This is a genomic window from Bacteroides sp. 1_1_14, assembly GCF_000162515.1.
GTDB classification, from domain to species: Bacteria; Bacteroidota; Bacteroidia; order Bacteroidales; family Bacteroidaceae; genus Bacteroides; species Bacteroides thetaiotaomicron.
This window is the reverse complement of the sequence record NZ_GG774749.1, coordinates 1-865: the sequence shown is the minus strand read 5'-3', so window position 1 is coordinate 865 and position 865 is coordinate 1. Positions and strand designations below refer to the sequence as shown.

The 865-nt window shown below is 49.4% G+C and carries 2 protein-coding genes; both read left to right on the top strand.

What is annotated here, in order from left to right:
• The coding region (locus HMPREF9007_RS00060) for an MFS transporter (protein ID WP_032850894.1) at nt 1-496 on the top strand (496 nt) is incomplete at its 5' end.
• A gap of 140 nt (nt 497-636) precedes the next feature.
• On the top strand, nt 637-865 hold a 229-nt coding region (locus tag HMPREF9007_RS00065), incomplete at its 3' end, for an AGE family epimerase/isomerase (protein WP_032850893.1).

Genomic DNA, 865 nt, shown 5'->3' with positions numbered 1-865 from the left:
CCAAGTTCTCGTAGGACTAGTCAACACTCTGACCACCGTTCTTGCTCTTGTGATCATCGACAGGGTCGGCCGCAAGCAACTGGTCTATTACGGAGTTTCGGGGATGGTTGTCTCCCTCCTGCTGATCGGCATTTACTTCCTCTTCGGTGATTCCTGGGGAGTCTCCAGCCTCTTCCTGCTTGTTTTCTTCCTGTTCTATGTATTCTGCTGTGCCGTCTCCATCTGTGCCGTGGTGTTCGTGCTCCTCTCGGAGATGTACCCCACCAAGGTGCGCGGACTGGCGATGTCCATTGCAGGATTCGCCCTGTGGATAGGAACGTACCTGATCGGACAGTTAACCCCCTGGATGCTCCAGAATCTCACCCCCGCCGGAACATTCTTCCTGTTCGCAGTCATGTGCGTGCCGTATATGCTCATCGTATGGAAACTCGTGCCGGAGACCACAGGAAAGTCACTGGAAGAGATTGAAAGATACTGGACCCGGTCGGAACAGTAGAAGAAAGAGACCTTAATAACAGTAAACTAACAACAACTGAGAAGTATAGAGAAGCCGCAGGCGGTTTTCTGCATGGCCATTCAAGAAACGTTTCCCCGCCTTCGGTGTACCCTATACCTATCTATAATAAAAACAATATTATGGATTTTAAGAAACTAGCGAATCAGTACCGGGATGAATTGTTGGACAATGTCCTTCCATTCTGGCTCGAGCACTCTCAAGATATTGAGTTTGGCGGTTATTTCAGCTGCCTGGACCGTGAAGGGAAGGTTTTCGATACGGATAAGTTCATCTGGTTGCAGGGACGTGAGGTATGGATGTTCTCCATGCTTTACAACAAAGTGGAAAACGACAGGAATGGCTGGATTG